The sequence below is a fragment of the Pandoraea faecigallinarum genome (assembly GCF_001029105.3).
GTDB lineage: Bacteria > Pseudomonadota > Gammaproteobacteria > Burkholderiales > Burkholderiaceae > Pandoraea > Pandoraea faecigallinarum.
The window spans coordinates 4174197-4197314 of the sequence record NZ_CP011807.3 but is presented as its reverse complement, the minus strand read 5'-3'; the positions used below and the strand labels follow the sequence as shown (position 1 = coordinate 4197314).

Annotated in this window: 24 protein-coding genes; 11 read left to right on the top strand and 13 right to left on the bottom strand. The window is 63.5% G+C overall.

Annotation, left to right across the window (positions count from 1 at the left end; translation table 11 throughout):
• Positions 1-74 precede the first annotated feature (74 nt).
• A complete protein-coding gene (locus AB870_RS18385) occupies positions 75-395 on the top strand; it encodes a hypothetical protein (protein WP_157112379.1) in 321 nt (106 codons plus the stop codon).
• A 180-nt stretch (positions 396-575) separates the two neighbouring features.
• Positions 576-1553 carry a cation diffusion facilitator family transporter gene (locus AB870_RS18380; RefSeq protein ID WP_237169984.1) on the top strand — a complete coding sequence of 326 codons (978 nt, stop codon included), beginning with the start codon at positions 576-578 and terminating at the stop codon, positions 1551-1553.
• Between the two features lie 273 nt (positions 1554-1826).
• On the opposite strand, the gene AB870_RS18375 is transcribed toward AB870_RS18380, so the two are convergent.
• The 5 genes from AB870_RS18375 to AB870_RS18355 form a co-directional block, all read right to left on the bottom strand.
• On the bottom strand, positions 1827-2252 hold the full coding sequence (locus AB870_RS18375) for a c-type cytochrome (protein WP_084663857.1): 426 nt from the start codon (positions 2250-2252) through the stop codon (positions 1827-1829).
• 230 nt (positions 2253-2482) lie between these two features.
• A complete protein-coding gene (locus AB870_RS18370) occupies positions 2483-3280 on the bottom strand; it encodes a transporter substrate-binding domain-containing protein (protein ID WP_047905810.1) in 798 nt (265 codons plus the stop codon).
• A gap of 99 nt (positions 3281-3379) precedes the next feature.
• Positions 3380-4108: an amino acid ABC transporter ATP-binding protein gene (locus AB870_RS18365; RefSeq protein WP_047905809.1), complete on the bottom strand. Its 729-nt coding sequence runs from the start codon at positions 4106-4108 to the stop codon at positions 3380-3382.
• A complete protein-coding gene (locus AB870_RS18360) occupies positions 4092-4745 on the bottom strand; it encodes an amino acid ABC transporter permease (protein WP_047905808.1) in 654 nt (217 codons plus the stop codon). Before AB870_RS18360 ends, AB870_RS18365 begins: the two co-directional genes overlap by 17 nt.
• Complete coding sequence (locus AB870_RS18355) at positions 4742-5530, bottom strand: amino acid ABC transporter permease (RefSeq protein WP_047908398.1); 789 nt, start codon at positions 5528-5530, stop codon at positions 4742-4744. Before AB870_RS18355 ends, AB870_RS18360 begins: the two co-directional genes overlap by 4 nt.
• 467 nt (positions 5531-5997) lie before the next feature.
• Here AB870_RS18355 and AB870_RS18350 point away from each other — a divergent pair, with 467 nt between their 5' ends.
• The 6 genes from AB870_RS18350 to ubiA all read left to right on the top strand — a co-directional run bounded on the left by AB870_RS18350 (position 5998) and on the right by ubiA (position 11161).
• Positions 5998-6459, top strand: coding sequence for an Lrp/AsnC family transcriptional regulator (locus AB870_RS18350; protein WP_047905807.1), 462 nt, complete (start codon positions 5998-6000; stop codon positions 6457-6459).
• A 244-nt stretch (positions 6460-6703) separates the two neighbouring features.
• Positions 6704-7333, top strand: a complete 630-nt coding sequence (locus tag AB870_RS18345) for an iron transporter (protein ID WP_064674866.1) — start codon at positions 6704-6706, stop codon at positions 7331-7333.
• Positions 7334-7428: 95 nt separating this feature from the next.
• On the top strand, positions 7429-7752 hold the full coding sequence (locus tag AB870_RS18340; RefSeq protein WP_047908396.1) for a cupredoxin domain-containing protein: 324 nt from the start codon (positions 7429-7431) through the stop codon (positions 7750-7752).
• 66 nt (positions 7753-7818) lie between these two features.
• Entirely contained in the window at positions 7819-8655 is an 837-nt protein-coding gene (locus AB870_RS18335) for an FTR1 family iron permease (RefSeq protein WP_047905806.1), read from the top strand.
• Positions 8656-8799: 144 nt separating this feature from the next.
• Complete coding sequence (locus AB870_RS18330) at positions 8800-10194, top strand: 4Fe-4S binding protein (protein WP_174554730.1); 1395 nt, start codon at positions 8800-8802, stop codon at positions 10192-10194.
• A 94-nt stretch (positions 10195-10288) separates the two neighbouring features.
• Positions 10289-11161 (top strand): 4-hydroxybenzoate octaprenyltransferase, encoded by an 873-nt coding sequence (gene ubiA, locus AB870_RS18325; RefSeq protein ID WP_047905805.1) that lies wholly within the window; start codon positions 10289-10291, stop codon positions 11159-11161.
• Positions 11162-11261: 100 nt separating this feature from the next.
• Here ubiA and proC read toward each other — a convergent pair whose 3' ends face one another.
• Together proC and AB870_RS18315 are read right to left on the bottom strand one after the other, a co-directional pair.
• Positions 11262-12074, bottom strand: coding sequence for a pyrroline-5-carboxylate reductase (proC, locus tag AB870_RS18320; RefSeq protein ID WP_047905804.1), 813 nt, complete (start codon positions 12072-12074; stop codon positions 11262-11264).
• A gap of 117 nt (positions 12075-12191) precedes the next feature.
• Positions 12192-12905 carry a YggS family pyridoxal phosphate-dependent enzyme gene (locus tag AB870_RS18315; RefSeq protein ID WP_047905803.1) on the bottom strand — a complete coding sequence of 238 codons (714 nt, stop codon included), beginning with the start codon at positions 12903-12905 and terminating at the stop codon, positions 12192-12194.
• 203 nt (positions 12906-13108) lie between these two features.
• Between AB870_RS18315 and AB870_RS18310 the strand changes: the two genes are divergently transcribed.
• The gene (locus tag AB870_RS18310; protein WP_047905802.1) at positions 13109-13603 is read left to right on the top strand and encodes a glutathione peroxidase; all 495 of its coding nucleotides are present in this window, start codon (positions 13109-13111) and stop codon (positions 13601-13603) included.
• Here AB870_RS18310 and AB870_RS18305 read toward each other — a convergent pair.
• On the bottom strand, positions 13600-13755 hold the full coding sequence (locus AB870_RS18305) for a hypothetical protein (RefSeq protein ID WP_157112377.1): 156 nt from the start codon (positions 13753-13755) through the stop codon (positions 13600-13602). The two genes, AB870_RS18310 and AB870_RS18305, sit on opposite strands and share 4 nt — an antisense overlap.
• Positions 13756-14206: 451 nt before the next feature.
• Between AB870_RS18305 and AB870_RS18300 the strand changes: the two genes are divergently transcribed.
• Complete coding sequence (locus AB870_RS18300) at positions 14207-15691, top strand: aminotransferase-like domain-containing protein (RefSeq protein WP_047908394.1); 1485 nt, start codon at positions 14207-14209, stop codon at positions 15689-15691.
• 24 nt (positions 15692-15715) lie between these two features.
• Here the strand turns inward: AB870_RS18300 and glcE are convergent, their stop codons facing one another.
• The 4 genes from glcE to AB870_RS18280 are packed head-to-tail and all read right to left on the bottom strand — an operon-like array spanning position 15716 to position 20651.
• Positions 15716-16798, bottom strand: coding sequence for a glycolate oxidase subunit GlcE (gene glcE / locus AB870_RS18295; RefSeq protein ID WP_047905800.1), 1083 nt, complete (start codon positions 16796-16798; stop codon positions 15716-15718).
• Entirely contained in the window at positions 16798-17667 is an 870-nt protein-coding gene (locus tag AB870_RS18290) for an ion transporter (protein WP_047905799.1), read from the bottom strand. Before AB870_RS18290 ends, glcE begins: the two co-directional genes overlap by 1 nt.
• 1 nt (position 17668) lies before the next feature.
• A complete protein-coding gene (locus tag AB870_RS18285; protein WP_237169983.1) occupies positions 17669-19222 on the bottom strand; it encodes an FAD-linked oxidase C-terminal domain-containing protein in 1554 nt (517 codons plus the stop codon).
• A 7-nt stretch (positions 19223-19229) separates the two neighbouring features.
• The gene (locus tag AB870_RS18280; RefSeq protein WP_047908392.1) at positions 19230-20651 is read right to left on the bottom strand and encodes an FAD-binding oxidoreductase; all 1422 of its coding nucleotides are present in this window, start codon (positions 20649-20651) and stop codon (positions 19230-19232) included.
• A gap of 306 nt (positions 20652-20957) precedes the next feature.
• Here AB870_RS18280 and AB870_RS18275 point away from each other — a divergent pair, with 306 nt between their 5' ends.
• The gene (locus AB870_RS18275; protein ID WP_047905798.1) at positions 20958-21518 is read left to right on the top strand and encodes a cob(I)yrinic acid a,c-diamide adenosyltransferase; all 561 of its coding nucleotides are present in this window, start codon (positions 20958-20960) and stop codon (positions 21516-21518) included.
• Between the two features lie 76 nt (positions 21519-21594).
• On the opposite strand, the gene aroG is transcribed toward AB870_RS18275, so the two are convergent.
• A complete protein-coding gene (gene aroG / locus AB870_RS18270; protein WP_047905797.1) occupies positions 21595-22668 on the bottom strand; it encodes a 3-deoxy-7-phosphoheptulonate synthase AroG in 1074 nt (357 codons plus the stop codon).
• Between the last annotated feature and the right edge of the window lie 450 nt (positions 22669-23118).

Genomic DNA, 23118 nt, shown 5'->3' with positions numbered 1-23118 from the left:
GCGAGAGACTGTCCAGAAAGTTAACATGCTAGAGCCTGCAGTGGAAATACCTGCTGCGCCCCATCACCATGCGCATGAAGCCACAGACGCTCTACAAGGTCGTGGCGACGGCCACGCCGCCGTTGATTCCGATTACCCGGCTGCTGCGCAAAATCGGTGGACGAGCCGGTGCGCGTATCAGTCCGATCTGCGAGTATTCCCATCTGGGACTGCCGGCGGAAGTCAACCGGGACTGGGCGATTCTCGATACCTTCGACATGTATTCGCCCGCGCACGATCATCCGCAGTCCGTTGCCGACGTTTCGGCGTGGTTCGAGCGGGCCGGCTTTGTCGACGTCGAGGTGGGTTACGGCCCGAACGGTGTGATCGGGCGACGCCGCCGGGTCGCCGAATGAGCGAGTAACCCAAAGCGATGCGTAGGGACAGGCGATTGGCCGCACCGAAGTTAGGTGCGGCCAATTTGCGTAAAATCGTCCCATCCCGACGCGAGGTTCGCAATGCCCAACCCATCACACGACGCGCACGACCACGACCATGATCATGACGGTCATCGCCACGCCCCCGGTCAAAGTCGCGTGGACCACAGTCACGCAGGCCATAGCCACGCCGAACGTGGTCACGCAGGCCATAGTCACGCCAGCGCCGTCGCCGATCAGAAGCGGATCGGCATCGCCTTCGTACTGATTGCGATCTTCATGATCGTCGAGGTCGTGGGAGGCCTGCTCTCGGGCTCGCTCGCGCTGCTTGCCGATGCCGGGCATATGGTCAGCGACGCAGCGGCGCTGGCCTTCAGCTGGATTGCGATTCATTACGGCAAGCGCCCGGCAACGTTACAACTGACCTACGGTTACAAACGGCTCGAAGTGTTGGCTGCCTTCGTAAACGGTTGCGCGCTGTTCGTCATCGCGGGATGGATCCTGATCGAGGCGATCCGGCGTTTTGCTGCTCCGGTGCCCGTCGTCGGCAAAACCATGCTCATCGTCGCGTTCGCCGGTTTGCTTGCCAACATTGCCGCGTTCCTGGTGTTGCATGGCGGCAATCGCGAGAATCTGAACATGCGCGGCGCATGGCTGCATGTGATGGGCGATATGCTGGGTTCGGCGGCAGCTATCGTCGCGGCGGGCGTCATTCTTCTCACCGGCTGGACACCCATCGACCCGCTGCTGTCGATCTTCGTGGCGGTCATTATCCTGAAAAGCGCGTGGGGCATCGTGAAGTCGTCCGCGCATATCCTGCTCGAAGGCAGCCCCGAGTTCCTCAATCCGACGGAGATCAAAGCGGACCTGGAAGCGAGCGTCGCACAAGTGCAAGAGGTCCACCACATCCACGCGTGGTCGATCACGGGCGAGCGTCACATGATTACGCTGCATGCCGTGCCGGCGCCGGGCATCAGCGCGCGCGAGGCCATGATTGCCGTGCAGCAACGGTTGGCGACGCGCTTCGGCGTCGAACACGCCACGATCCAGATCGAAGAGGGAGCGTGCGCCGGTGCCCACGGCGGCGACACCCGTTGCGGCGACGCGTCGTCGTCCGGTGAGCCTTCGCGGCGCTGATACGTCTGACACAGCTCACACGGCTCACACGGCTCACACGGCTCACACGGCTCACACGGCTCACACGGCTCACACGGCTCACACGGCTCACACGGCTCACACGGCTCACACGGCTCACACGGCTCACACGGCTCACACGGCTCACACGGCTCACACGGCTCACACGGCTCACACGGCTCACACAGCTCACACAGCTCACACAGCTCACACAGCTCACACAGCTCACACGGCGCAGGCGATTCGTTCCGGCGCCATGCCGGACCGGTAGCCGGATTATTTGAACGTATGCAGGTATGCGATCAGGTCGGCGACCTTGCGTTCGTTGCCAATGCCCCAGAAGCGCATTTTCGTGCCCGGCACGGTCTTGCCCGGATTGGCGATGAAGGCGGCGAGCGTCTTGTCGTCCCATACCAGTCCGGACTGTTTCATTGCCGTCGAATATTCGAAGTCTTTGAGACTCCCGGCGCGGCGCGTGGAAAGACCGTTGAGCTGCGGCCCGAAACCTGAGGCCGCCATTGGCCCGACCGAATGGCAGGATGCGCAGCGCGAGGCGAACAACGCCTTGCCCGCTTCAATGTTGCCGCTATCGGCAGCGACGGCGCCAGGCGCAATGGCAGACAACGTGAGCGCGACGCCGCCGAGGCTGGCGCGCGCGGCGCGGGAAAGACGAAAAGCAAAAAACGCGTAACGGGCGATCATCGGCAAGTCGGCACCGGAAAGATGGCAAAGGCAAGCCGCTAACTTACCCGTTTCCGCCCTCCACGGCCAGTAAAGACCGCATCCAAGAAGGCTGTCGTTGCGTAAAAGCAAGGACGGCCTTCCGTGACGTCACATTTTGGTGTCGCACGCGCTGCGTTTCAGGCAGTGCCGCAGTCAGCGTCGCATCCAATGTCTTGCTCAACGTCTCACACGGCGTCTCACACAGCGTCTCAGGCAGCGCCCTTCGTCACGCTCTCCGGCAGATCGCGGCCGTGGTACTTCTTGTAAATGTCGTTGAGCTTGCCGTTCCTCAGGTTCGTCTTGACCCAGTTGTTGACCCATTCCTTCAGGGCGGGCTGGTTCTTGTTCAGTGCGATTCCCAGATCGAATTCCTTCTGCGCGAACTTCAGTTCGAGATTCTTGCCCGGCGCGCGCTTCTGCATTTCGCCGAGGTTCGAGGGGGTGCTCGAGAAGATATCGACCTGCCCCGTGACCATCGACGTGATGAGCGTGGCGTCGTCTTCGTAACGCACGATCTGCGCGCCCTTGGCATTCGCGGTGGTGAGCGTATCGTTCACGGTGGCGCGCGTCAGACCGATGCGCTTGCCGTCAAGATCGGCGTAGCTCTTGATGTTCATGCTCTTGGGCGCACCCACGATGATCGAAATTACCGCGTACGGAACGGAGAAGTCGACGACTTGCGCGCGTTCCGGCGTGATCGAGAGGTCCGCCACCACGAGGTCGGCACGATTCGCCTGCAAGGTCGGTACGCGCGCGGCGTTCGTCACCGACACGATGTCGAGCTTCACGCCCAGGTCCTTCGCGAGCAGTTCGGCTGTCTCGATGTCGGAGCCGACGGGCTTCAGGTTGGCGTCGGCATACGAATACAGCGGCGTACCCATCGCGATTGCCACACGAATCTTGCCGGCCTTCTTGATGTCGTCGAGCTGGTCGGCAAACGCTGCGTGGGTCATCGCGCCAAGCAGAACGGCTGCGCAGGCTTGGGTCAGGAACGTCTTGAGGTTCATGCAGTGGTCTCCTTCGAGTGATTGTTGTCCTGCAAGTGCAAGGTGGACGTTCGCAATGGCCGATGCGTCCGCCGTCGTTTCCTTGAAAGTGCCGCTCGCCTACAGTCCGTTGGCGAGGAACGCGCGCAGTTCGGGCGTTTGCGGGTCATCCAGCATTTCGCCCGGACCGACTTCCCACACCTTGCCCTGATGCATGTAGATGATCTGATCGGCCACGCGCTTGGCGAACGCCATTTCGTGCGTCACGAGCAGCATGGTCATGCCGTCGGCCGCGAGGTCTTCCATCACGCGCAGCACTTCGCCGGTGAGTTGCGGGTCGAGCGCGGAGGTGACTTCGTCGAACAACATGACCTTCGGCGACATGGCCAGCGAGCGCGCAATCGCCACGCGCTGCTGCTGACCGCCCGAGAGTTGTTCGGGGTAGCTGCCGGCCTTGTCCGACAGGCCGACCTGCGCGAGCACGCGTCTGGCCACTTCCTCGGCTTCGCCGCGCGCCATGCGCTTGACGTGACGCAGTGCCAGCATGATGTTCTCGCGCACATTCAGGTGCGGGAAGAGGTTGTAGCTCTGGAAGACGATGCCCACTTCGCGACGCAGTTGGTGCAGATCGACGGAGGGATCGTCGACGCGAATGCCGCACACTTCGATGGAGCCGTCGTCGATGGTTTCCAACCGGTCGATGCAACGCAAGGCCGTACTTTTTCCGGAACCGCTGGCGCCGATGATCGCGACCATCCGGCCACGCTCCACCTCGAACGACACGCCCTTGAGCACGGGGTTGTCGCCGAAGCGCTTGTGAATCTCTTTGACCTTAACGATTGCCGACATTGAGCCTGTCCTCCAGTGATGCGCTCCAGCGCGAGAGCGGGTAGCACAGCACGAAATAAAACACCCCCACCAGCGAGAACACGAGGAAGGGCTGGAAAATCGAATTGTTGATGATCTGTCCGGCGCGGGTCAGTTCGACGAAGCCGATGACCGACGCGAGCGACGTCATCTTGATGATCTGCACGAGAAAACCGATGGTCGGCGGCAAAGACAGACGCACTGCCTGCGGAATGATGACCAGACGCAGGGTTTGCCAACGCGAGAACGACAGGCACTCCGCCGCTTCCCATTGCGCGCGGGGCATGGCTTGCACGCAGCCGCGCCAGATGTCGCCGAGATATGCGCTTGTGTAGATCATCAGCGCGAGGGCGGCGGCCACGATGGAGGGCAACTCGAAGCCGTACACCGACAGGCCGAAGTAGACGATGAACAACAAAATAAGCAGCGGGATGCCTTGAATCGCTTCGATGAAGACTTGTGTGGGCAGACGCAGCCAGCGACGCGGCGAAATACGGCCGAGCATCACCAGAAATCCCCCGGCCATGCCGAGTACGAAGGCCAGGGCGGAGAGCACCAGTGTCCAGCCGACGGACTGGACCATGTAGCCCAGATAGGTGAAGGAGAAATTGCCGATCATGAAACGCTCCGTTGCGCGGCGTTGCCCGCCGACGTGCCGGAGGCCGCCGGATTGCCGGCGCGCGCCGCGGCCGCACGGCGGCGTGCGGCTTGGGCGGTCTGCGCCGCGGCGCGTCGTACGGTGCGGCGGCGCTTGAAGAAGTATTCACCAGCGGCCCACGCCACGAGCTTCACGAGCAGCGAGAGCGCGAGATAGAGCGCGGCGACGACGATGTATGTCTCGAGCGAGCGGAAGGTATCCGACTGCACCGTATTGGCCACCGCCGTAAGTTCTTCGGCCGAAATCTGCGAAGCGATGGCAGACGCCTGCATCATCAGAATGAACTGGGTGGTGAGCGACGGGTACACCTTCTCGATGGACGGTTGCAGCATCACATGCCATGCAATGCGCCATTTCGACAGGCCCAGACACTCGGCGGCTTCGATCTGGCCGCGCGGCACCGATTCCAGGCCCGCGCGAATGATCTCGGCGGCGTAGGCGCCGATGTTGATAACCATCGCGAGCACCGACGCGGTAAACGTCGGCAGGTGCACGCCCATGCTGGCGAGACCGAAATACAGCAGGAATATCTGGACGAGGAACGGCGTGTTGCGCACCGATTCGATGTAGATGCCGCACAGGCGCGAGATCAGGCGACGACGGCTGCGCTTGGCAAATGCGACCAGTGTGCCGAGGGCCGTGCCGATGACGACCGAGAGTGCGCTCATCTTCAGCGTGAGCCACGCGCCTTCGAGGAAGACCGGCCAGTAAGGAGCCAGCGGGGCGAAATTCAACGAGAAATGCATGGCAAACGCCTGTCTCCGGTGACGTTCGGGGCCGACGCGCCAGACGGCGATCGTTGCGGTCATGACGCCCGCAGCCGCGGTGGCGGGTCTTTCTTGTACGTCGTCATATAAGTGATGTGATTTTGCGCACCGCCCCGTGGCGTTGTCAATAGCTGTTCCTTGGGGGTTACCCTTGGCTCTTGCCTTGACAGGATAAGGGCGGAGGCGATTTTCAGCGGTCGCCCCGGGCACCACGGGTTGCGTGAAACGCCTTCAACGTCCGGTTGACGGAAGGTGCCTTCGGACCGTTGTCATCGTATCTCTTTGCCCGGGGGCAAGAGGCGCCGGGGAGGGATGACGGGAGTGTGACGGGCCGATCGCCGCTCCTTCGCCGGTGCTGGAATCGGGACGCGTGGGGGCTGTCGGGTTCTATAATCTGCGCTGGCCGATCGCCCGATCCCCTCGACATCACGACAATCCGAGACAAGATGACGCTCTTAGCGACTGTGCTCGACGAACTCGACCGTAACCTGCTGGCGCTGCTGCGTCTGAATGCCCGCGAGAGCACGGCGAATCTTGCGCGCCGGCTGGGGGTGGCGCGTACGACGGTCGTCGCCCGCATCGGGCGACTGGAGCAGGCCGGTGTCATCGCCGGCTATACGGTTCGACTGGGACAGGACGCCGCCGGTGGCGGACTGCAGGCCTGCGTGAGCATTGCCGTGCAACCGCGTTCGGGGCGCGACGTGCTGCGACGTCTGAACAAAATGCCGGAGATCCATCTGCTGTGTTCGGTGAGCGGCGAATTCGACTATGTCGCCTGGCTGCACGCGGCCTCGGCGGACCAACTCGACGCGCTGCTCGACACCATCGGCGAAATCGACGGCGTGACGCGTACGACGACCTCCGTGGTGCTGGCCCGCAAAATCGACCGGGGCGGCGTGCTTCCCTGATTCGGCGCCAACGCTCGGCGGCTGAGGTGCCGGCCCGTGGCGGACCGCCCGAAGGGCGCCCCGGTAATTTTCCGTAACCGGCGGCTAAGAATCCCGGGCAGGCCCGCCGGCACTCACGTTGCTCCCGACACTGCCCGATTCTCTCCGTTATGCCTCGCGTTCGCCGGTTTGTCGGCATGAGGCGATAGTGCTAAACTTATTGAGAATTGTTTGCATTAACTTCTCGACCATCATTGGAGTGTGTATGCGCGTGAAAACCCTCGTGGCAGCGGTCTTGCTTGCCGGTGCGGCTACCATGGCTCAGGCCGCTGAATTTCCGATCGGCAAACCGCTGAACACAGCGGGCATGGAAATCAACACGGTGTACCTCCAGCCGATCACGATGGAACCGGCTGGCATGATGCGCGACGCCGCCAAGTCGGACATCCATCTGGAGGCCGACATCCACGCGATCAAGAACAACCCGAACGGTTATGCCGAAGGCGACTGGATTCCGAATCTCGAAATCACCTACAAGCTCCAGAAGATGAAGTCCGACGGCAAGACGCCGGACGGCGCGGCGATCGAAGGCCTGATGATGCCGATGGTGGCGATCGACGGCCCGCACTATGGCGATAACGTCAAGCTCAACGGTGTGGGCAAGTACCAGCTGACGATGGTCGTCAACGCGCCGGGCACGCTCAAGGAATTCGGTTGCGTGGCGGATAAAAACGCCAAGCCGATGGCGGGCGGACACATGGACCATGGCGGGCTCGGCCCGTGGTGCTTCGGCCGTCACGTCGACAAGGAAACCGGCGTGAACCCGTGGTTCAAGCCCATCACCAAGGTCGTCGATTTCACGTTTGCGACCGTCGGCAAGAAGGGTGGCTACTAAGCCCGGTAACCGGATGCAGCGTTGGTCTGCCGACCAGCGCTGTTTTCATTTGGAGCGGAAGGATGAATCAGCGCATCGCGCGCCTGCTGGCCACGATGACGGCCGTGGTGGTGACATTGTTCGCATTGGGCGGCCCCTCGCTTGCCCGCGCCGACGACTTGCCCACCTTCAAGCTGGAAATGAACAACGGCAAGCTCAACCCGGTACGTATCGAAGTGCCGGCCGGCAAGCGCATCAAGATCGAGGTGCACAACACCGGAACGAATGCCGTCGAATTCGAGAGTCTGCAACTGCGCAAGGAAAAGGTGCTCGCACCGGGCGCGCAGTCGTTTGTCGTGATCGCCCCGTTGCAACCGGGCGAGTACAAGTTTTTCGACGACTTCCACCAGCAGGCGCAAGGCGTGATCGTCGCCAGGTAAGCCGGTAGGCGTTCGGGTCGCGTTTCAGGAACACCGCAGTACGCGCATTACAAAAGGAATCACACGATGGGTCAGGTCATGTTCATCGTCTGGCGCGAAAGCGTCGAGGCATTGCTGGTTGTGGGCATTCTCCATGCCTGGCTGGCCAATCCGGATCACGGCGCCAAGCGCGGCCTGCCGTATCTGTGGGCCGGCGTCGCGCTCGGGATTGCGGCAGCCGTGGGGCTGGGCGCCGCACTCGTCGGCTTCACCGAGGTGCTCTCGGGCGACGCGCAGGACTACTTCCAGACCGCCATGGTGCTTGTCGCCTGCGCGCTGATCGTGCAAATGGTCTTCTGGATGAAACGCAACGGGCGAACGCTCAAGCGCGACATGGAGTCCTCGTTGCAGAAGAACCACGATCAGGGCACGTGGTGGGGCGTGCTCGTGCTGGTCGCGCTGGCGATTGCCCGCGAAGGCAGCGAGACGGCCATCTTCCTGTATGGGCTGGGCTTCGGGCAGGGCGGTAGCGTGCCGGCGTCCATGTGGCTCGCCGTGGCGATCGGCTTCGTGCTCGCGCTCCTCACGTTCTGGTTGCTGCAACTCGGCGGGAAGATCTTCTCGTGGCGCCTGTTCTTCCGCGTCACCGAAATCATGCTGCTGTTCCTCGCGGCCGGTTTGCTGGAGTCGGGGCTGGATCGCCTGATCTCACTGGAGCTTGTGCCGACGCTGGTCGACCAACTGTGGGATACTTCCGCGATTCTGGATGACGCCAGCCCGTTCGGCAGCCTCGTGGCGACGCTGACCGGCTACCGCGCACATCCGTCAGGCATGAATTTGTTGGTGTACGCCGTGTATTGGCTTTTCATGTGGGTGCTGCTCAAGCGGGCAAGCGCTCCGGCCAAGCAGGTGAAGGCCGCCTGAACGACCGGCATGCGATGCCGGGCGGTGCCCTCCGCCCGGCGTCGTGAGAACGGACCGGCCGGGCGCGCAGCACACGAGATCCGGTAGCCCGGCAGGTCATCCCCCCGAATGCAGTACCACGCAAGACCGACGCAAGAATCGAGCATGAGCATCGCCATTACCGTCCCGAATCGACTGGCCCGACTGGGCCTTTGGATGCAACGCCACGGCAAACTGATTCGCGGCGTGCAGTGGGGCATTGTGCTGGTCTACGCGTTCCTCATCTGCGTGCCCGTGCTCATGCCGCTGCCCGATGAGACGGCACACATCCTGACCAACCTCACCGTTTTCGCGCAGTTCACCTTCTGGGGCATATGGTGGCCGTTCGTGCTCATCAGCATGGTGCTCATGGGGCGCGTGTGGTGCGGTGTGCTGTGCCCGGAAGGCACGCTCTCGGAATTCGCCAGCCGTCACGGCAAGGGCCGCGCCATTCCACGCTGGATGCGCTGGGGCGGCTGGCCCTTCGTGGCGTTTGCCGGCACCACGCTCTACGGCCAGATGGTGAGCGTCTACCAGTATCCGAAGGCCGTGCTGCTGGTGCTGGGCGGCTCGACGGTGGGCGCGATGGTGATCGGTTACTTCTACGGACGCGACAAGCGCGTGTGGTGCAAGTATCTATGCCCGGTCAACGGTGTGTTCTCGTTGTTGGCGCGTCTCGCGCCGTTCCACTTCAAGGTCAACGAGGACGCCTGGCGTCAGTCGTACAACACCAGTGGTCACAAGATCATCCCGATCAATTGCGCGCCGCTCGTGCCGCTGCGCAATATGAAGGGCGGCGCGCAATGCCACATGTGCGGGCGCTGCGCCGGGCATCGCGACGCCATCTCGCTTACCGGCCGCTCGCCGAGCGAAGAAATCGTCACGTATGGCGCGACCGAGAACAATAGCCTCTGGGACAGCGTACTGGTCAATTTCGGTCTGCTGGGCGTGGCCATCGGCGCTTTCCACTGGACGGTGAATCCGTGGTTCGTCGCGACCAAGACGGCGCTGGCGACGTGGCTGATCGATCGCGACATCATGTGGCCGTTCGAGACCAACGCGCCCTGGTTCATCTTCACCAATTACCCGGAACAGAGCGACGTCTTCACGTGGCTGGACGGCGCGATGGTCGTGACCTACATCCTGGGCAACGGGCTGGTGCTGGGGCTGGCGTTTACCGCCATCTTCGCGCTGGCCAACCGTGCGATGGGCGTGTGGCAGACGTCGCGCTTCAACCATCTGGTGCAGTCGCTGATTCCGATTGCCGGGGCCGGCGTATTCATCGGCCTGTCGGCCACCACGGTCAGTCTGCTGCGCGCCGAGCATCTGCCCATCTACTGGGCGAACGACGTGCGCGCCGCCATTCTCGCCGTGACCACGCTGTGGAGCCTCTGGCTGGGGTGGCGGGTCACGGGGCGTCACGCGACGTCGCTGGTACGGCGTTTGGCCGGCATGGCCGGGATCGTGGCGGCGCTCGCACTCGTGAACTGGCTGTGGCTGCTGATGTTCTGGATCTGGTGACGCAATCGCGGGCGTTGCCGCCGGTGGAACCTCGATTGGCGAGCATCGGACCGGTGGCCTACAATGTCGCCACGAATTCTTCTGTGTGACGTCCATGTTGCTCGCCCAACGTCTTCCGCTGTATTTCCGCCTCGTTCGTCTGGACAAGCCGATCGGCACCGTGTTGCTGCTGTGGCCGACACTCTCGGCGCTGTGGATTGCGTCGAACGGACACCCCGGCGCGTTGCTGGTCGTGATTTTCACGCTGGGTACCTTTCTGATGCGCTCGGCGGGCTGTGCCATCAACGATTACGCCGACCGCGACTTCGACAAGTTCGTCAAACGCACGAAGGAGCGCCCGATCACCTCGGGGCGCATCCGCGCATGGGAAGCGCTCGCCGTGGCCGCCACGTTGGCCGTCGTCAGCTTCATGCTGATCCTGCCGCTCAATGCGCTGACCAAATGGTTGTCGATCCCCGCGCTGTTCGTTGCGGGCACCTATCCGTTCACCAAGCGCTTTTTCGCGTTGCCGCAGGCCTATCTGGGCGTGGCGTTCGGTTTCGGTATTCCGATGGCATTCGCCGCGGTGCAGGATCAGGTGCCGGTCGTCGCGTGGGTGCTGCTGCTCTCGAACGTGTTCTGGTCGCTCGCGTATGACACCGAGTATGCGATGGTCGATCGCGACGACGATCTGAAGATCGGCATCAAGACGTCCGCGATCACGTTCGGCAGATTCGACGTAGCGGCCGTCATGCTGTGTTACGCCGGCGCACTCGGCATTCAGGCGCTGGTGGGCGCGTATCTCGGTTTTGGCTGGCCGTTCTGGCTGGGTATGGCCGTGGCCGTGAGCTTCGCCATCTATCACTACTTTCTGATTCGAGGCCGCGAACGCATGCCTTGCTTCGCCGCCTTCCGTCATAACAACTGGCTCGGCGCGGCGGTCTTCGCGGGCATCACCGGACATTATCTGTTGACGGCGCAGGGGTAGGGCAAAGCGTCTCCCGACGCTCGCCGGAAAAAAACGGACCGCATGCGGTCCGTTTCTTTTTCCGTTTCTGGCGCGACTCATGCGCGCCGAACCCGCGCGATCAGGCCTTGCCCAGTTCGTCTCCGAGTTCCTTGGCGCGGTGGTTGGCGGCTTTCACGCCACGCACGATGGCGTCCTTGACGGCGTCCTTTTCGAACTGCGAAATCGCCGCGAAGGTCGTGCCGCCCTTGGACGTCACACGATCGCGCAGCACGCTGGCCGGCTCGGGAGAGTTCGCGGCAAGCTGCGATGCCCCCATGAACGTTGCGATGGCGAGCTGACGTCCCTGCGCCGGCGAGAAGCCCAGTTCTTGCGCGGCCTGCTCCAGGGCTTCGATGAAGTAGAACACGTACGCCGGACCGCTTCCCGAGATAGCGGTGACGGCATCGAGCTGGCTCTCCTTGTCGACCCAGATGATCTCGCCGGCGGCGCTCAGTATGTTTTCGGCGCGCTTGCGCTGATCCGAATCCACCCCGGAGAGCGCAATCAACCCGGTAATGCCCTTGCCGATCAGCGCCGGCGTGTTCGGCATGCAGCGCACGATCTGGTTGTGACCGCCAAGCCAGCGCGCCAGATCCGACGCGCGAATGCCCGCAGCAATGCTGATGACGAGTTGGCCGTTCAGATGCGGCTGGAGGGCTTGCGCGACATCCTTGAGGACTTGAGGTTTGACGGCCAGCACGAGCGTGTCGTAATCGCGCAAGCGATCGTTGGGAGCACTGGCGGTCTCGATGTTGTGTTGCGTGACGAGACCCTCGCGGGTCGATTCGTTGACGTCGATGGCGAGAATGTCGCGCGGTGCCGTGCCGCGCTTGACGAGTCCGCCGATCAAGGCGTTGGCCATGTTGCCGCCGCCGATGAATGCAATTCTCATAACCATCCTTTGCGTTGCGTATGTCGTTACTCGTGACTCTGATGCTGCTGCACGTGAGTGCCTTGCGGCAGCACGCCTTGCCGGTGCGTCTGCCGCCTGGGGTGCGGTACATCGCGATCAGGCGCGGGGGCTGTAATCGCGTGCACCGAAAATCGCGGTGCCGATACGCACCATTGTCGCACCCTCGGCCACCGCCGCTTCCAGATCCGCCGACATGCCCATCGAGAGCGTATCGAGTGCGAGCCCGTCCGCGCGCAGCGTGTCGAACAACGCGCGCACGGCCCTGAACGGCGCGCGCTGACGTGCCGGGTCGTCTTCGGGCTCCGGAATCGCCATCAGTCCGCGCAACGTCAGGTTCGGCAGGGCGGCGATCGCATGGGCAACGGCCGGGACTTCGTCCGGCGTCACGCCACTCTTGCTCGCTTCGCCGCTGATGTTGACCTGCAAGCAGACCTGCAACGGCGGCAGATTGACCGGGCGCTGCGCACTCAGCCGTTGCGCAATCTTCAGACGGTCGACCGAATGCACCCAGTCGAAATGCTCCGCCACTGCGCGCGTCTTGTTGCTTTGCAGCGGGCCGATGAAATGCCATTCCAGCGGCTTGCCGTCGACGGTCTCGCCGGCGAGTGCCGCCATCTTCTCAAGCGCCTCCTGCACATAGTTCTCGCCGAACGCCCATTGGCCGGCGCCCAGCGCGGCGCGCACGGCTTCGGCACCGAAGGTCTTCGAGACGGCGAGCAGACGTACGCTGCCCGCCGGTCGGCCTGCATCGGCGGTGGCGCGTGAAATCCGGGAGAGGACGTCGTCGAGATGTGCAGCGATGTTCGACATAGAGCGGGTTCGGCGGCTTCGGGCTTGGGTACGGCGATGTCGGGCGTTCAACCATGTTGGGCAACGATTATAGCCGCGCTCAGGCCGCAGGTGCTACCGCGCAAAAAAGAAGGTGCTACCCGGGCGGTGCAAGACGATGCGGGCACGGGGTTGTCCGGGTTTGTGGCAGACTTCGCGGTGCCAACACCCACAGGGAGCGGGAGATGAGTGCAAATTCGCAGCACGTGTACGATTTTTCAGTCCGGACGCTGGCTGGCGAGTCCGTCAGCCTGTCGCAATACCGCGGCAAGGTGCTGCTCATCGTCAACACGGCGAGCGAGTGCGGATTCACGCCGCAGTACGCCGGTTTGCAGACCCTGTACGAGCAGCTCGGCCCGCGCGGGTTCGAAGTCCTCGCGTTTCCGTGCAATCAGTTCGGCAAGCAGGAGCCGGGCGACGCGCAGGCAATCCGCAGCTTCTGCGACGCGCGGTTTCACGTCACGTTTCCGATGTTCGCAAAGATCGACGTCAGGGGGCCGCACGCCGCTCCGCTCTACACCTATCTCACGCGGGAAAAGCGCGGCGTGCTTGGAACGAAGGCGATCAAGTGGAACTTCACCAAGTTTCTGGTGGATGCCTCCGGTCACGTGGTGGCGCGGTATGCCCCGAGTGCGAAGCCCGAAGCGATTCGTGCAGACATCGAGAAACTGCTGCCTTAAAACCCGAAGCGCTGGCGCAAGGCCCGCAGCGGGCTGACGGCCAGGCGCCGGGCCGCCGGCGCCGCGGTGCCCGATGCGTCGGCCTCGGTCCGGCAGGTCATGTTCGCCCCGGTGTCGCTGGCAAGCGTGATCCAGCCGGACGTTTGCACCACGTGCACTTGTCCTGCCGCGAGCGGCACGGCTGGACGCCAGATGCTGGCGGCCAGCCAGCGCGACGCGGGGTGAGTACCGCGTGGCCGGTCCGGACGTGAAGCACCGTGCCACGGCTCAAGTACCCGTGGAACGACTGACCGCGCACGAGCGTGACGTCGATGCACCGGGCGGGAGCCTTCGACGAAACATGGGATGTGGGGGATGTGGGGACAAGGGGCGTTGCCATGATGGCCTCCGGAGCGCTGAACCGATGACTCCAGCGTACTGACGGCACGGCCGCCCCAGTAGGCACACCGTCACGCTGTTTGGCCCGCAACAGATGGGCATCGGACGATCTGTTACGATGCCAAATCTCCAAATCTGTATCTGTTATGGTCGCGCGCAATGGCCGATCATCTGCGCATGGACGCCCCCAATCCCGATCTCCTGGTCTCCGACGAGACACCCCCGATGCGCTCCGCGGCATCGCCGGTGGCGCCCGTCGTCGCCGAGGGGCGCATCCCCCTCTATCGCCAGTTGGCGGAGCGCTATCGCCACGCCATCGATGCCGGTACGCTCGAACCCGGCACGCGCATGCCCAGCGTGCGAGCGCTCATGGAGCGGCATCAGGTCAGCCTGTCGACGGCGTTGCAGACGTGCCGTCATCTGGAAGCGCAGGGCCTGCTGGAGGCGCGGCCGCGTTCGGGCTACTTCGTGCGCATGCCGGCACGGGCGAGCCTCGCGCCGATGGCGGAGCCGCGCCCGTGGGTGCCTGACCTGATGCAGTACGTGGGCATCAACCAACGCGTATCGTCGATCCTGGCAAGGGGCCTTCAGGCGGACGTCAAGATCAACCTCGCGGTCGCGCACGGCTCCGCGTCGCTGTATCCGGTCAACGAACTGCGTCAGGCGACGATGCGTGCGCTGCGCGACAACCCGTTGCTATTCGGTACACCGCCACCGGGCGGTGGAGAGTCACGTTTTCGCTCGGCCATTGCCCGGCGTGCGCTCGAAGCGCGCATGAACATCAATCCCGAGGAAATCGTCGTCACGCACGGATGTATCGAGGCGATCAATCTCGCACTGCGCGCCGTAGCCAGTTCGGGCGACGTGGTCGCCGTCGAATCGCCGACGTACTACGCGTTGTTGCAGACGCTGGAGAGCATGGGCATTCGCGCGCTCGAAATTCCGACGAGTCCGCAGACCGGTATCTCGCTAGACGCACTGGAACTGGCGAGCCAGACCTACGAGAACATCAAGGCGGTGATTGTCGTGCCGCATTTCCAGAACCCGCTCGGATCGGTGATGCCGGATGCGCACAAGGCGCAACTCGTGAAATGGGCCGAGGCGCGCGGCATCGCGATCATCGAAGACGATACCTATTCCGCGCTGGGCGACGACGGCAACGTTCCCGCCGCCATCCGGTCATGGGATACGACGGGCAACGTGATTCACTGCGCGTCGCTGCACAAAACCCTCGCGCCCGGTATGCGCCTGGGCTGGATCGCCGGCGGCAAGTGGCAGTGGCGGGTGGAGATGTTGAAATATGCGCAGACGCGTCCGAACGAGGCGCTCGCGCAGATCGCGATGGGCGAGTTCATGGATTCGCCTCGCTTCGATCGCCACCTGCGCCGCTTGCGGGCCATGCTGCGCGAACATCGCGCGGCAATGGCAGAGGCGATCGCGACGTATTTCCCCGCGGGCACACGTCTCACGCAACCGGCCGGCGGGTTGAGTCTGTGGGTCGAAATGCCGGGAGGCGTCAGTTCGGAGCGGCTGTTCGATGCCGCGCTCGAGAAGGGGATTCGCGTCGCGCCGGGCAGCCTGTTCTCGAATTCGGCGCGTTACGACAATTTCCTGCGGATCAACGGCGGGCAACCGTTCACGCGCGAGGTCGACAAGGCAGTGCGCACGCTGGCGGCCGAAGTCATTCGCCTGCTCGACACGAACGGCTGAGCGGGGTGCGGCGCAGGCGCACCCTCAGAATTCCGGGTACATCCGTCCCGGATTGAAGATGCCGGCGGGATCGAACACCGACTTCAGATTTCGGTGAATGCGCATGACCGGCGCGGGCAGCGGCGTGAAGACACTGACTCCCGGTTCGCCGTAGCGGAACAGCGTGGCATGACCGCCGTCCTGCCGTGCCGCAGAGCGCACGATCTGTGCGTCGGCATCGGTGATCCACCAGCGCTGCGCGCCGCCCCACTCGATCAATTGCTTGCCTGGCAGACGATGCGGCTCCGCCGTCGACGGCACGGCCAGCCGCCACAGTGCCTGCCCGGGGCCTGCGTCGGCGAAGAAATTGTCCGTCTGCTCGCGAATGGCATGCCAGAACTTGGCCGCGTGGATTGCATCGACCAGTTCGCCGCCCATCTTCACGCGCGCGGCCTTGATTGCCGCGGAAGCGCCGGCCAGACGAATCACCAGCAAGTCGCTGCGCCACGCGCTGCCGGTAATCGGCAGCGGCTGGCCGCCCCATTCGTTGAGCTTGCGCACCGCATCGATGGCGTTCATCTCGAATTGCAGGGTCAGTTCGGCGAACGGCTGCGGCAGCACCTTGAGTGAGACCTCCAGAATCAACCCCAGCGTGCCGAGCGAGCCCGCGAGCATGCGCGAGACGTCGTACCCGGCAACGTTTTTCATTACCTGACCACCGAAGTTCAGCACATGCCCGCGGCCGTCCATCAGCCGGGCACCGAGCACGAAGTCGCGCACGGCGCCGACCGCGCTGCGGCGCGGGCCGGCCAGCCCGGCCGCCACGGCGCCGCCGATGGTCGCGCCCGGTCCGAAGTAGGGCGGCTCGAACGGCAGCAACTGACTGCGTTCGGCGAGGGCGGCTTCGATCTCGGCCAGCGGTGTGCCGCAGCGCGCGGTGATGACCAGTTCGGCCGGATCGTACGCGACGATGCCGCTGTAGGCGCGTGTGTCGAGCACGTCGCCCACACGCTGCTGGCCGTACCACGCCTTGGTGCCGCCGCCGCGAAGCTGGAGCGGTGCGCGACGTGCCGTCGCCTGTTCGATGACGGCGCGGAAATTCTCGATGGTGTCGTTCGTGTCGGTCATCAGCTCGGTTCGGGCGGCGGTGCCGTATCGGTTTGGTAGGGCCCCAGTTCGCTTCCGCAATGCTTGCAAAAGCGCGCGTCGGGATCGTGTCCTTCGGTCTGACATTGGCCGCAGGTGCGCGTGGTGATGGGCTTTCTGCGCATGGCCGAATGAATTTCGGCGCCCATGATGCCGGTCGGAATCGCGATCACGCTATAGCCGAGCAGCATCACGAAGCCGGTGATCGCCTTGCCCAGGCCGGTCACGGGAACGACGTCGCCGTAGCCGGTGGTCGTGAGCGTGACGATGGCCCAGTAGATGCCCACGGGAATGCTGGTGAAGCCGTGCTCCGGGCCTTCGATGATATGCATGAGCGTGCCGAAGATCACCACGATGATCGAGATGAATCCGAGAAACACCAGGATCTTGCGACGCGCGTTGTACAGCGCGATGCTGAGAATTCCCGCTTCGTTCACGTACGCGGTGAGCTTGAGAATCCGGAACGCTCGCATCAGACGCAACAGACGCACGTCGATCAGCCCATGCAACTCCGGCACGAGTATCGCGAGATACGTCGGCAAGATGGCCAACAGGTCGATGATCCCGTAGAACGACAGCGCATAACGCATCGGCCGGTGCGCACTCAACAGCCGTGCAATGTATTCGGCAGTGAAAAGCAGCGTGAAGAACCATTCCAGAATGGCCATCGGTATCGGCATCGTGGCCTGTACCGCGGGCACGCTCGACACCACCACCGTGAGCACGGAGAGCACGATGGCGACGAGCAGCGCAATATCGAACAGCCGGCCTTCGCGCGTGTCGGCTTCGAAGATGATGATGTAGAGCCGCTGCCGCCAGTCGTGCGGCAGCCATTCCGACAGCGGGCGCATGTCAGAACCTCGGCAGGTCGGGGTGAGGCAGCATTCCCCCCCGCACATGCAGCTTGCCGTATTCGGCGCAGCGTGCGCGTGTCGGAATGCCCTTGTCCGGATTGAGCAGCCCGACCGGATCGAACGCACGCTTCACCCCGAAGAATGCGTCGCGCTCCTGCGCGGAAAACTGGACGCACATCGAATTGATCTTCTCGATGCCGACGCCGTGCTCGCCCGTGATCGTGCCGCCGAGCTCGACGCACGCCTCGAGAATGTCGCAACCGAACGCTTCGGCACGATGCCATTCGTCCTGGTCGTTGCCGTTGAAAAGAATGAGCGGATGCATGTTCCCGTCTCCCGCATGAAAGACGTTAATACAGCGCAACCCATATTGTTGTTCCAGGCCTTCGATGCGTTTGAGTAATGTCCCAATCGCGCGGCGTGGAATGGTGCCGTCCATGCAGTAGTAGTCCGGCGAGATACGCCCGGCGGCGGGGAACGCATTCTTGCGTCCGGACCAGAAGCGCAGGCGCTCTTCCTCGCTGCGGGAGATTTGCAGACGCGTGGCTCCCGACGTGCGCAGTACATGGGAGATGCGCAGAATTTCCTCGGTGACCTCTTCCGGCGTGCCGTCCGATTCGCACAGCAGGATCGCTGCGGCATCGAGGTCGTAGCCCGCATGCACGAACTCCTCGACGGCCCGAGTCGCGGGTTTGTCCATCATTTCCAGCCCGGCCGGAATGATGCCGGCGGCGATGATGGCCGCAACGGCATTGCCACCCGTCTCGACGTCGTCGAAACTCGCCATGATGACCTGCGCCGTCTGTGCGCGCGGCACGAGCTTGACGGTGATCTCGGTGACGACGCCGAACATCCCCTCGCTGCCGATGAACACGGAGAGCAGGTCGAGCCCGGGGGCGTCCGGCCCGAGCGAGCCGAATTCGATGGCTTCGCCCGACATCGTAATGGCACGCACGCGCAGTACGTTATGCACCGTGAGCCCGTATTTAAGGCAATGCACGCCGCCGGAATTCTCCGCCACGTTCCCGCCAATGGTGCACGCGATCTGCGAGGACGGATCGGGCGCGTAATACAGCCCGTAAGGCGCGGCTGCCTCCGAGATCGCAAGATTGCGAACGCCCGGTTGCACCGTGGCCGTGCGCGCGTAGGGGTCGACTTCCACGATCTTCTTGAATTTCGCGAGCGAAAGCACCAGTCCGTCCGAGATCGGCATGGCGCCGCCGGACAGGCTCGTGCCCGCCCCGCGCGGCACCACGGGAATGCCAAGCTGATGACATGCCTGCAAGATGCGCTGCACCTGCGATTCGGATTCGGGCAGCACGACGGCGAGCGGCACGCGACGATACGCGGCAAGGCCGTCGCACTCATAAGGCGTGGTGTCTTCGCGGCGGTGCAGGATGCAGTGCAGTGGCAAAATCCGGGCGAGCGCTTCGAGCAACTGACGCTGACGCGCGGCGAGCGCATCGGCGTCGTTGGGAGCGTCGAACGCGGTGCCCGCCGGCGTCGAGCCGGGGGCATTGGGCTGGCCTTGCGGCGTCAGAGGCGCGTTCATGCGGCGCTCAGCCCGCAGCACGCAGCCGGAAAATCTTGCCCGGGTTCAGCAGATTGTGAGGATCGAGCGATGTCTTGATCGCTCGCATGACGTCGATGGCGTCCTCACCGTGTTCGGTCACGAGAAAGCCCATCTTGTGCAGGCCCACCCCGTGTTCGCCGGTGCACGTGCCGCCCATGCGGATCGCGCGATCGACGATACGTCGATTCAGGCGTTCGGCTTCTTCGATGTCTTCCGGCTTGTCCGGATCGATCAGAATCGCCACGTGAAAGTTGCCGTCGCCCACGTGGCCGACGATCGGGCACGTCAGGTAGGAGCCTTTCAAATCCTCTTCCGTCTCGCCGACGCACTCCGCCAGACGCGAGATCGGCACGCACACGTCCGTCGTGACGGCACGGCTGCCCGGTTGCAACTGAAGCATCGCAAAGTACGCACTGTGACGCGCGCTCCACAGACGATTGCGATCTTCGGTGCGCGTGGCCCATTCGAAGCCGGTACCGCCGTTTTCCTTGGCAAGTTCCTCGACCGTCTGCGCCTGTTCCTTCACCCCGGCTTCGCTGCCGTGGAATTCGAAGAACAGCGTTTGCGTCTCGGGCAATTCCATCCTGGAGTGCTTGTTGATCGCGCGCACGGCGAGTGCATCGACGAATTCGACACGTGCGACGGGCACGCCCAACTGAATCGTCTGAATGGTGCAGTTCACGGCATCGGTCATGCTCGGGAACGAGCAGATGGCGGCCGATACGGCTTCCGGCTGCGGATACAGACGCACCGTAGCTTCGGTGATGATGCCGAGCGTGCCTTCGCTGCCGACGAACAGACGGGTGAGATCGTACCCGGCCGACGACTTGCGCGCGCGCGTGCCGGTATGGATCACACGACCGTCGGCGAGCACCACGGTGAGCGCCAGCACGTTCTCGCGCATGGTGCCGTAGCGCACGGCGTTCGTGCCCGAGGCGCGCGTGGCGCACATGCCGCCGATGCTGGCGTCCGCTCCCGGATCGATCGGGAAGAACAGGCCGGTATCGCGCAGCGCTTCGTTCAGTGCCTTGCGTGAGATGCCCGGCTGGGTGGTGACGGTCAGGTCTTCGGCGTTGATGGAAACGATCCGGTTCATCTCCGAGAGATCGAGCGACAGGCCGCCCTCGACCGCGAGCAGATGCCCTTCGAGCGACGAGCCCGCACCGTAAGGAATGATGGGGACGTCGTATCTGGCGCAGAGTTTGACGATCTGCGAGACCTCTTCCGTGCTGTGCGCGAACGCGACCGCATCGGGCAGCATCGGGTCGAACGGAGACTCGTCGCGGCCGTGATGTTCGCGCAGCGCCTCCTTGGTGCTCACACGCTCGCCCAGCAGGGCTTGCAGCTCGGCGAGCAGGGCGCCGGGAAACGGACGCTTGGCGGCGAACGGCAGGTGGGGGTGATTCACGGCTTTCTCCTTCGGGTCTCCGGGCCGCCGTTGCCGGTGGGCGTGGGCGGACACCATATCGGGCGGGGTCTCGGGCGCGCGGTGCACGCCCTGACACCTCATGAGCGGGGATTTTACGCCGTGACGGCGTTTTTCCCCACACTTTGCGTCATATCATACGGACTTGCCGTGCATGGACGCCATCGGAATTGCCTGAAAAATGAGCAGCGGGTGTCGGCACGGTTACTTTCAACCAAAATGGCAGACCGTCCGGAAGCCCGACAGGCACGGGCGGGCGAGAGATGCCGCAAGAGGTAGGGTCAGAAGATGGGGAATCGTTTGAGCAAGATCGTCACGCGTACGGGCGACGGCGGCAAGACCGGACTGGGCGACGGCGCGCGCGTCGACAAGTTCAGTCTGCGCATCGTCGCCATCGGCGAGGTCGACGAGACCAACTCGCATATCGGCGTGCTGTTGTGCGAAGACCTGCCGCAGGATGTACGCGCCATGCTGATCGATATTCAGCACGACCTGTTCGATCTCGGGGGCGAGTTGAGCATGCCGCGCCACACGCTGCTGGGCGACGCTCACGTCGCCAAACTCGACGAGTGGCTGGCGCATTACAACGCCGATTTACCGCGTCTGAAGGAATTCATTTTGCCGGGCGGCACGCGTGCGGCGGCGCTCGCGCACATCGTACGGACCGTGGCACGGCGCGCCGAGCGCGCGATGGTGGCGCTGGGCGCGGAAGAGACGGTCGCGCCTGCGCCGCGTCAATACGTCAATCGCTTGTCCGACCTGATGTTCGTGCTGGCCCGCGTACTCAATCGCGCGGGTGGCGGCGCCGACGTGCTGTGGCAGCGCGACCGGGCCGAACGCAACGCCTGACGGTCGGCGAAAGGACGCGAAAGGGCGCGAAAGGGCGCGGAAGGGCGGCCGAGCGTCACCCGGGCCGCCCGTCACATCAGTTACCCGCGCCGCGAGCCACGCGACGTGCACGCACGGCTTCGGCCAGCGTATCGAGCACCTTCAGGCTGTCTTCCCAGTCGATGCAGGCGTCGGTGACGCTCTGACCGTACGTCAGTTCCTTGCCCGGCACATGGTCCTGACGGCCGGCCACGAGGTGCGACTCGACCATCACACCGATGATGCGGTCGTCGCCTCCGGCGATCTGGCGGGCGATGTCTTCGCACACCGGGATCTGGTTCTCGTGCTTCTTCTGGCTGTTGGCGTGCGATGCGTCGATCATCACGCGCGCGGCCAGTCCCGACTTGGCGATGTCGTCGCAGGCCGTCTGCACGCTGGCGGCGTCGTAGTTCGGCGCCTTGCCACCGCGCAGGATCAGATGGCAATCTTCGTTGCCGGCGGTCGACACGATGGCCGAGTGCCCGCCCTTCGTCACCGACAGGAAATGGTGCGGCTGCGAGGCGGCCTTGATCGCGTCCACGGCAATCTTCACGTTACCGTCGGTGCCGTTCTTGAAACCGACCGGACACGACAGACCGGAGGCCAGCTCGCGGTGCACCTGCGATTCGGTGGTGCGTGCGCCGATGGCGCCCCACGACACGAGATCGGCGATGTACTGCGGGCTGATCATATCGAGGTATTCCGTGCCGGCCGGCAGACCCATCTCGTTGATCTGGGCGAGCAGTTCGCGCGCCAGGCGCAGGCCGTCGTTGATCTTGAAGCTGTTGTCCATGTGCGGGTCGTTGATCAGACCCTTCCAGCCCACCGTCGTGCGCGGCTTCTCGAAGTACACGCGCATCACGATTTCCAGTTCGCCCTTGAGCCGTTCGCGCTGTTCGACCAGGCGCGCGGCGTATTCCAGCGCGGCTTTCGGGTCATGGATCGAGCACGGTCCGATGATGACGACGAGGCGGTCTTCCATGCCGTGCAGCACGCGGTGGATGGCGCCGCGCGAGCGATGGATGAGGTCGGCGCTCTTTTCCGAGCACGGGTATTCGCGAATCAGGTGCGCCGGGGGCGTCAGTTCCTTCAGTTCGCGAATACGGACATCATCGGTGTTGTGGGGAGGCATGTTTTTTCTCCTGGGCAGTTCGGACTGCGGTTCGTTTCTCGGGATTCGGGGTAAAAAAAAAACCGCCAGACTCGCTGGCGGTTTTTCAGGATTCGTTCGGTGCTTACTGCTGCAACTGTCCCTCTCCATCCGCCAGCGGTGTGAGATACGCAAAAAAGTAAAAGTAAAACTTATTGGCGGTCATGAAGGATGTCTTGGACATTGCTTTGACGGCGGCTCGCCGTACACAGAAACAACTTTATACGCTCAATCGTATGGCGCTGCAACCGCGTGACACCGCTGGAGGACGGAAAAACGCGCGGAAACGCCGCGTTTTCAATGTTCGTTTTGCGTCAAAAAATCTGGTTTTTTCGAAAACATGCGAAAACGCCCGGTTCGACCCAGGCGCCTTGCTATGCTTTACGCATTTTTTGCGGTGCGCAATTCGATAGCCTCCGCCGCGCACGTGGG

Bases quoted from the DNA above. Each gene is read 5' to 3' on its own strand.
- AB870_RS18385 (WP_157112379.1), top strand. From the start codon at position 75: ATGAAGCCACAGACGCTCTACAAGGTCGTGGCGACGGCCACGCCGCCG.
- AB870_RS18375 (WP_084663857.1), bottom strand. From the start codon at position 2,252: ATGATCGCCCGTTACGCGTTTTTTGCTTTTCGTCTTTCCCGCGCCGCG.
- AB870_RS18370 (WP_047905810.1), bottom strand. From the start codon at position 3,280: ATGAACCTCAAGACGTTCCTGACCCAAGCCTGCGCAGCCGTTCTGCTT.
- AB870_RS18365 (WP_047905809.1), bottom strand. From the start codon at position 4,108: ATGTCGGCAATCGTTAAGGTCAAAGAGATTCACAAGCGCTTCGGCGAC.
- AB870_RS18360 (WP_047905808.1), bottom strand. From the start codon at position 4,745: ATGATCGGCAATTTCTCCTTCACCTATCTGGGCTACATGGTCCAGTCC.
- AB870_RS18355 (WP_047908398.1), bottom strand. From the start codon at position 5,530: ATGCATTTCTCGTTGAATTTCGCCCCGCTGGCTCCTTACTGGCCGGTC.
- AB870_RS18350 (WP_047905807.1), top strand. From the start codon at position 5,998: ATGACGCTCTTAGCGACTGTGCTCGACGAACTCGACCGTAACCTGCTG.
- AB870_RS18345 (WP_064674866.1), top strand. From the start codon at position 6,704: ATGCGCGTGAAAACCCTCGTGGCAGCGGTCTTGCTTGCCGGTGCGGCT.
- AB870_RS18340 (WP_047908396.1), top strand. From the start codon at position 7,429: ATGACGGCCGTGGTGGTGACATTGTTCGCATTGGGCGGCCCCTCGCTT.
- AB870_RS18335 (WP_047905806.1), top strand. From the start codon at position 7,819: ATGGGTCAGGTCATGTTCATCGTCTGGCGCGAAAGCGTCGAGGCATTG.
- AB870_RS18330 (WP_174554730.1), top strand. From the start codon at position 8,800: ATGAGCATCGCCATTACCGTCCCGAATCGACTGGCCCGACTGGGCCTT.
- ubiA (WP_047905805.1), top strand. From the start codon at position 10,289: ATGTTGCTCGCCCAACGTCTTCCGCTGTATTTCCGCCTCGTTCGTCTG.
- proC (WP_047905804.1), bottom strand. From the start codon at position 12,074: ATGAGAATTGCATTCATCGGCGGCGGCAACATGGCCAACGCCTTGATC.
- AB870_RS18315 (WP_047905803.1), bottom strand. From the start codon at position 12,905: ATGTCGAACATCGCTGCACATCTCGACGACGTCCTCTCCCGGATTTCA.
- AB870_RS18310 (WP_047905802.1), top strand. From the start codon at position 13,109: ATGAGTGCAAATTCGCAGCACGTGTACGATTTTTCAGTCCGGACGCTG.
- AB870_RS18300 (WP_047908394.1), top strand. From the start codon at position 14,207: ATGCGCTCCGCGGCATCGCCGGTGGCGCCCGTCGTCGCCGAGGGGCGC.
- glcE (WP_047905800.1), bottom strand. From the start codon at position 16,798: ATGACCGACACGAACGACACCATCGAGAATTTCCGCGCCGTCATCGAA.
- AB870_RS18290 (WP_047905799.1), bottom strand. From the start codon at position 17,667: ATGCGCCCGCTGTCGGAATGGCTGCCGCACGACTGGCGGCAGCGGCTC.
- AB870_RS18285 (WP_237169983.1), bottom strand. From the start codon at position 19,222: ATGAACGCGCCTCTGACGCCGCAAGGCCAGCCCAATGCCCCCGGCTCG.
- AB870_RS18275 (WP_047905798.1), top strand. From the start codon at position 20,958: ATGGGGAATCGTTTGAGCAAGATCGTCACGCGTACGGGCGACGGCGGC.
- aroG (WP_047905797.1), bottom strand. From the start codon at position 22,668: ATGCCTCCCCACAACACCGATGATGTCCGTATTCGCGAACTGAAGGAA.